Origin of the sequence: Actinocatenispora comari, assembly GCF_017312725.1 — a bacterium.
In the GTDB taxonomy this organism is placed as follows: Bacteria; Actinomycetota; Actinomycetes; order Mycobacteriales; family Micromonosporaceae; genus Actinocatenispora; species Actinocatenispora comari.
Genome location: NZ_BOPO01000146.1, coordinates 60,260 through 66,767 on the forward strand (window position 1 = coordinate 60,260; position 6,508 = coordinate 66,767).

5 protein-coding genes are annotated in these 6,508 nt (G+C 74.8%); 2 read left to right on the forward strand and 3 right to left on the reverse strand.

What is annotated here, in order from left to right; genetic code table 11:
• Positions 1–9: 9 nt before the first annotated feature.
• Complete coding sequence (locus NUM_RS34030) at positions 10–642, reverse strand: TetR/AcrR family transcriptional regulator (RefSeq protein WP_207129046.1); 633 nt, start codon at positions 640–642, stop codon at positions 10–12.
• Between the two features lie 61 nt (positions 643–703).
• On the opposite strand from NUM_RS34030, the gene NUM_RS34035 reads away from it, so the two are divergent.
• Positions 704–1,999, forward strand: a complete 1,296-nt coding sequence (locus NUM_RS34035) for an MFS transporter (protein WP_207129047.1) — start codon at positions 704–706, stop codon at positions 1,997–1,999.
• A gap of 111 nt (positions 2,000–2,110) precedes the next feature.
• Here NUM_RS34035 and NUM_RS34040 read toward each other — a convergent pair whose 3' ends face one another.
• Positions 2,111–2,968, reverse strand: a complete 858-nt coding sequence (locus NUM_RS34040; protein ID WP_207129048.1) for an alpha/beta fold hydrolase — start codon at positions 2,966–2,968, stop codon at positions 2,111–2,113.
• A 137-nt stretch (positions 2,969–3,105) separates the two neighbouring features.
• Positions 3,106–5,283: a 1,4-alpha-glucan branching protein GlgB gene (gene glgB, locus NUM_RS34045; protein WP_225919033.1), complete on the reverse strand. Its 2,178-nt coding sequence runs from the start codon at positions 5,281–5,283 to the stop codon at positions 3,106–3,108.
• 279 nt (positions 5,284–5,562) lie between these two features.
• On the opposite strand from glgB, the gene NUM_RS34050 reads away from it, so the two are divergent.
• Positions 5,563–6,508, forward strand: a 946-nt coding sequence (locus NUM_RS34050) for a serine/threonine-protein kinase (RefSeq protein WP_207129049.1), incomplete at its 3' end; no start/stop codon positions are given.

Genomic DNA, 6,508 nt, shown 5'->3' on the forward strand with positions numbered 1-6,508 from the left:
CGCAGGGCGCTACTGCTGATCCGTCCCGCCGGCCGGTCGGTCCACTGTGGACCGGTCGGGCGGCAGCAGGTAGCGGCGCAGGATCAGCTTCAGCTCGGCCACGATCTCCGGGTCGCCGTCCGGGTCGTCCCGGAACGCCTCGCTGAGCAGCTTGTCGCCGACGCTGACGGCGACCAGCGCCTGCCGCGGCGACACGTCGACGGCGTACCGGTCGGCGAGGGCGGCGCGCAGCCGGGTGGCGAGCGCGGTGTCGTGCGCGTCGCCGACGGAACGGTCCAGGTTCCCCGCCGGGCCGCTGAAGAACCAGATCTGGTGGAAGCCCGGCTCGGACCGGTAGAACCGCGCGAAGGCGTCCACGACCCGGTCGACGAGTTCGCCGGGGGCGGCCGGCGGGTCGACCAGCGCGCCGTCCAGGACCGCGAGCATCCGCTCCAGCCAGTGCAGGACCAGCGCGCGGGTGATCTCGTCCTTGTCGGCGAAGTAGCGGTAGAGCGAGCCGACCGAGACGCCGGCGCGTTCGGCGATCAGCTTGGTGCCGATCTCCGGGTACGGGAGTTCCGCCAGCAGCGCCGCGGTGGTGTCGAGGATCTGATCCCGTTTTGCCCTGCTTCGCTGCTGTCGCGGCGTGCCGCGGCTTGACACCGCGGCAAAACCTGAACCAGACTCCGGTTCATGTCCGTCGTGCATGCACTCAGGGTAGGCCATGCGCGGTGACCGAACCGGCCACCGCGCCGGTCCCGCCGCCGGCGCCGAGGTCGGGGGACTGCGGCGGTGGCGGCCGCGGCCGTTCGGGTTGCTGTGGGGTGCCGGTACGATCTCGGCGCTCGGCGACGGCGTGCACTGGATCGCGCTGCCGCTGCTCGCCGCGTCGGTCACCCTCGACCCGCGGCTCGTCTCCCTGGTCTCGGTCGCCGAGCAGCTCCCCTGGGTACTGTTCGGGCTGCTCGCCGGCGCGCTCGCGGACCGGGTCGACCGCCGCCGGGTGCTCTGGCGGCTCGACCTGGTCCGCGCCGGCGTGGTCGCTGTGCTCGCGGCGACCGTGCTCACCGACACCGTCACGCTGCCGGTCGTCCTGCTCGTCGCGTTCACCCTGACCAGCTTCGGTACCGTCTACGATTCCGCCTCCGCGGCACTCGTGCCGACCCTGGTACCGGTCGCCGACCGGCCGGCCGCGAACGGCCGGCTGCAGGCCGGCACCCTGGTCGCCGACACGCTGCTCGGCGCGCCGGTCGGTGCCACCCTGTTCACCCTGTTCGCCGCCGCCCCGTTCCTCGTCGACACCGCGAGCTTCGCGATCGCGGCCGGCCTCGTCGCGGCGATCCCGGTGGCCGCCGCACCGCCGCCCGCCCGTACCGCCTCGTCGGGGCGCGCGGACGGTGCCGGGTCGTCGGTGCGAGCGGACGTCGTCGCCGGGCTGCGGTTCCTGCTCGGGCACCGGCTGCTGCGCCGGCTCTGCTGGTACGGCGCGCTGATCAACCTCGTCACCACCGTCGCGGTGGCGTTGCTGGTGCTCTACACCCGCGACGTGCTGCACCTCGGCAGCCTCGGATACGGGCTGCTCGTGGCGGCGTTCGCGGTCGGCGGGGTGCTCGGCTCGCTGCTCGCCGGGCGGCTCGCGACGGTGCTCGGCAGCCGGCCGGCGTTGCTTTCCGCGCTGGTACTGGGCGCCGGCGGCGCCACCGGCATGGCACTCGCCGGTCACCCGGCACCGGCCGGGATCGCGGTCGGAGTCTTCGGTGCGGCGAACGGGCTGTGGGGCGTGGTCGCCGTGTCGCTGCGGCAGTCGCTGGTGCCCGACGCGCTGTTCGGCCGGGTCACCAGCGCCTTCCGACTGGTCACCCTCGGCGTCGGCCCGCTCGGCGCGCTGGCCGCCGGCTTCGTCGCCCACCGCTACGGCCTGCGCGCCCCGATGGTCTGCGCGGCAACGATCCTGCTCGCCGGTACGGTCGCCGCACCGATGCTGCTCCGCCGCGCCGACCTGCCGTCCCGTACCGCCTGAGCCGCGGTGGGCCACCGGTACCGGCGGCGGACCGGCCGTGGCCGCCGGCCTTCCGCCGTCCACCGGGCGGGTCGCGGCCGTCGGCACTCGGGTGGGTTCGGGGCGGCCGGGTCAGCGTGCGGTACGAGGCGGCAGCGCGGTGAGGAACTCGCGGAGGGTGTCGGCCACCAGGTCGGGTGCGGTGGCCGTGGCGAAGTGCAGCTGGCCGGGCCAGACCACCAGGCGCGCGTCGGGCAGCGCCGCGGCGAGCCCGCGGGTCGTCTCCGGCATCGGCGGCCAGGTGTCGCCGCCGGCCATCACCAGGCTCGGCAGCGCGATCCCGGACCAGCGCGCGAGGTCCGTGTCGTCGGCGGCGAGCGCGTCGAGGTCGTGCCGCCAGCCGAGCCCGGCGCGGCGCGCCTCGACCGGATCCGGCTCGGCGGCCGAGGCCGCGGCGAACGCGGCCACGATCTGTTCCGGTACCAGCGTCACCTCGTTGAGCACCGCCAGCGACGCGGCCGTGTCGCCGCGCTCGAACGCCTCCCGGTAGCGGGTTGCGAGGGGGTCGATGCGCGGCCCGGCGGCGAACAGCGGCGGCTCGAAGACGGCCAGGCTGCGCAGCCCGCCCGGCTCCGCGAGCGCGGTGTGCAGCGCGACGTAGGCCCCGTACGAGGCGCCGACCAGGTGCACGCCGGGCTCCACGGCGCCGTTGGTCGCGCCGATTTGCCGCACCAGCCGGTGCACGTCGTCGACCTCGTCGGCGAACCGCTTGCCGGGCGCCGGCTGCCCGCTCGGCCCGTACCCGCGGCGGGCCACCAGCCACACCTGGTACTCGCCGGACAGCCGCTCGGCGATCGGCGCCCACGAGTGCAGCCCACCGCCGGAGCCGTGCAGGAACAGCACCGGTTCGCCCGACCCGCCGTACCGACCGACGAGCCGAACGCCGTCGGCCGCGGCCAGCTCGAACTCCTGCCAGGCGGTGCTCGTCATCGGATGTCCTCGTCGCTCGCGGGCTGCGTCACGCCGCGGCCGGTCGCCGGGCGCACGGTGCCCATGATCGGGTGCGGTACCCCGGCTGTCACCCGGGTTTGCCGCGGTACGGCCGGAGCCGTCCGGCGAGCGACGGCTCAGTCGGGGGTGTGCCGGAGCCAGAGGGTGGCGAGTGGCGGGACCTGGATGGTGGCGGAGGCGGGCTGGCCGTGCCACGGTTCGTCGGTCGCGACCACCTCGCCGAGGTTGCCCCAGCCGGACCCGCCGTACGACTCCGCGTCGGTGTTGAGCAGCTCGGTCCAGCGCCCGGCCCGCGGCAGGCCGAGCCGGTAGTCGGCGTGCGGCCCGCCGGCGAAGTTCGCCACGCAGGCCACCACCGTCCCGTCGGATCCCCAGCGCAGGAAGGAGAACACGTTGCCGGCGGCGTCGTTCGCGTCGATCCAGGCGAACCCGGCCGGCGAGGTGTCCTGGGTCCACAGCGCCGGCGCGTCCTTGTACCGGGCGTTGAGGTCGGTGACCATCGCCTTGACCCCGGCGTGCGCCGGCCAGTCCAGGGCCGCCCAGTCGACGCCGTGCTCCTCGCTCCACTCGCCGACCTGGGCGAACTCGCAGCCGGCGAACAGCAGCTGCTTGCCCGGGTGCGCCCACATGAAGCCGAACAGCGCGCGCACCGAGGCGAAGCGTTTCCAGTCGTCGCCGGGCATCCGGCCGAGCAGCGAACCCTTGCCGTGCACCACCTCGTCGTGGCTGATCGGCAGCACGAAGTTCTCGCTCCACGCGTACATCAGCGAGAACGTCATCTCGTGGTGGTGGTACTGCCGGTAGATCGGGTCCTTCGAGACGTACGACAGGGTGTCGTGCATCCAGCCCATGTTCCACTTGAACCCGAACCCGAGCCCGCCCAGGTAGGTGGGCCGGGTGACGCCGGGCCAGGCGGTCGACTCCTCGGCGATCATCACCACGCCGGGATGGCGCCGGTACACGGTCGCATTCGTCTCCTGCAGGAACGACACCGCGTCCAGGTTCTCCCGGCCGCCGTGCTCGTTCGGCGTCCACTCACCCGGGTTGCGCGAGTAGTCGAGGTAGAGCATCGAGGCGACCGCGTCCACCCGCAGCCCGTCGACGTGGAACTCCTCGCACCAGTACAGCGCGTTCGCGACCAGGAAGTTGCGCACCTCGTGCCGGCCGAAGTCGAACACGTACGTGCCCCAGTCGGGGTGCTCGCCGCGGTGCGGATCGGCGTGCTCGTAGCAGGCGGTGCCGTCGAAGCGCGCCAGCGCCCACTCGTCCCGCGGGAAGTGCGCCGGCACCCAGTCGAGGTAGACGCCGATGCCGGCCTGGTGCAACCGGTCGACCAGGTAGCGGAAGTCGTCGGGGCTGCCGAACCGGGCGGTCGGCGCGTAGTAGCTGGTCACCTGGTAGCCCCAGGAGCCGCCGAACGGGTGCTCGGCCACCGGCAGGAACTCCACGTGCGTGAAGCCGACCTCCGCCACGTAGGACACCAGCTCGTCGGCGAGCTGGCGGTAGGTCGCGCCGGGCCGCCAGGAGCCGAGGTGCACCTCGTAGATCGACACCGGCCGCTGGTGCCACTCGGTCTGCCGGCGGGTCGCGAGCCAGTCCGCGTCGCCCCACTCGTACGCCGAGCGGTAGACCCGCGACGCGGTGCGCGGCGGCACCTCGGTGGCCTGCGCCATCGGGTCCGCCTTCTCCCGCCAGCGGCCGTCCGCCCCGAGGATGCGGTACTTGTAGAGCCCGTCCGCGGCGAACTCCGGGACGAACAGCTCCCACACCCCGGACGAGCCGAGCGAACGCATCGACAGCCCGTCGTAGGGGCCCCAACCGATGCCGTCGCCGATCACCCGCACCGCCCGCGCGTTCGGCGCCCAGACCGCGAACGCGACCCCGTCCACCGGCCCGTTCGGCGTCGAGTAGCTGCGCGGATGCGCGCCGAGTACCCGCCACAGCTCCTCGTGCCGGCCCTCCCCGATCAGGTACAGGTCGGTGTCGCCGAGCGTCGGCAACCACCGGTACGGGTCGTCGGCCAGGTGCTGCCCGCCGTCGGCGCCGGTCACCTCGATCCGGTAGTCGCGGGGCGCGCCGGGAAGCGTCGCCTCGAACACGCCGCCGTCGTGCACCTTGCGCGCCGGGAACCGCTGGTCGCCGTCGACGACCACCACCTGCAACGCGTCCGGCCGCAGCGTGCGCACCACCGTTCGGTCGCCGCCGAGCGGGTGCGCCCCGAGCACGGCGTGCGGGTCGTACGCCTCGCCCCGGACGAGACGGTCGAGCACTTCTGAGTCCACCGATGTCGCCACCAGACAACCCTAAGCGCCCGGGCGCCGCACCGCGCCCCGGACGCACCGGTGGGTGCCCGGCATGTCGCGTACGGTGGCCGCCCGGCGCCGGTACCGGTTCGCCAGGAAACGCGGCTATGCTGCCGAACTGACCGCACCAGGGCCCCCGACCGCTGTCGTCGGCGTCGGGAGGCCCGCACCGCCGACCGCGCGTTGCCGGGAGGACGCCCGGATGACTGGGCACATCAGCAGGCCGACCCGAACCGGCCGGCCCGAGCAGACCGTCGTGACCGGGCCGGGATGACCGCACCGGATCCACCCGACGAGGCCGGGACGGCCGGGCCGATCGCCGGCCGGTACCGGCTGGAGGAGCAGGTCGGGCTGGGGGGCATGGGGCTGGTCTGGCGCGCCACCGATCTGGAACTGGGCCGTACCGTCGCGGTGAAGCGCTCGCAGGACACCGGGCCGCGCGCCGGGCGGGCGCTGCGCCGGGAGGCGCGTACCGCGGCGGTGCTGCAACACCAGCGCGTCGTCACGCTGTACGACGTGGTCACCGACGGCGACCAGCGCTGGCTGGTGATGGAGTACGTGCCGTGGCGCAGCCTGGCGCAACTGCTCGCCGAGTCCGGTCCGATCGGCCCGGCGCGCGCCGCGGCGCTCGGCGCGCAGCTCGCCGAGGCGCTGGAAGCGTTGCACGCCAAGGGAATCGTGCACGCGGACGTGAAGCCGGGCAACGTGCTGGTCGGCCCGCAGGACGCGGTCAAGCTGATCGACTTCGGGCTGTCCCGGCCGGCGACCGGCGTACCGCGGCCGCGCCGGCCGCTCGGGCCGGCCGGTTCGGTGCCGGCCGGTTCGGTGCCGGTCGGTCCGGGCAGTGCGTCGCCATCCGTCGATCCGGCCGCTCCCGCCGGCCCGGCGACGCCTGGCGCGGCCGGCCCGGCGACGGACCGCGACGGTACGGCGGGGCGGCCGGCGCGGGACGGGATCGGGGGTGCGACCTGGTCGACGACCGGCGCCGGTACGGTCGGCGGCACGCCGGCGTTCCAGGCGCCCGAGGTCGCCGCCGGCGGCCCGGCGAGCACCGCCGCCGACCTGTTCTCGCTCGGCGCGACGCTCTACGCGGCGGTCGAGGGGCACTCACCGTACGGCCCGCCGAACCACCCGGCCGCGCTGCACCGCCGGGCGCTGGCCGGCGCGCTGCAGCCGGCGCCGCACGCCGGGGCCCTGACGCCGGCGCTCGCCGCGC

Excerpts from the sequence above, each read along its gene's own strand:
- NUM_RS34035 (WP_207129047.1), top strand. The coding sequence starts at position 704 with ATGCGCGGTGACCGAACCGGCCACCGCGCCGGTCCCGCCGCCGGCGCC.
- NUM_RS34040 (WP_207129048.1), bottom strand. The coding sequence starts at position 2,968 with ATGACGAGCACCGCCTGGCAGGAGTTCGAGCTGGCCGCGGCCGACGGC.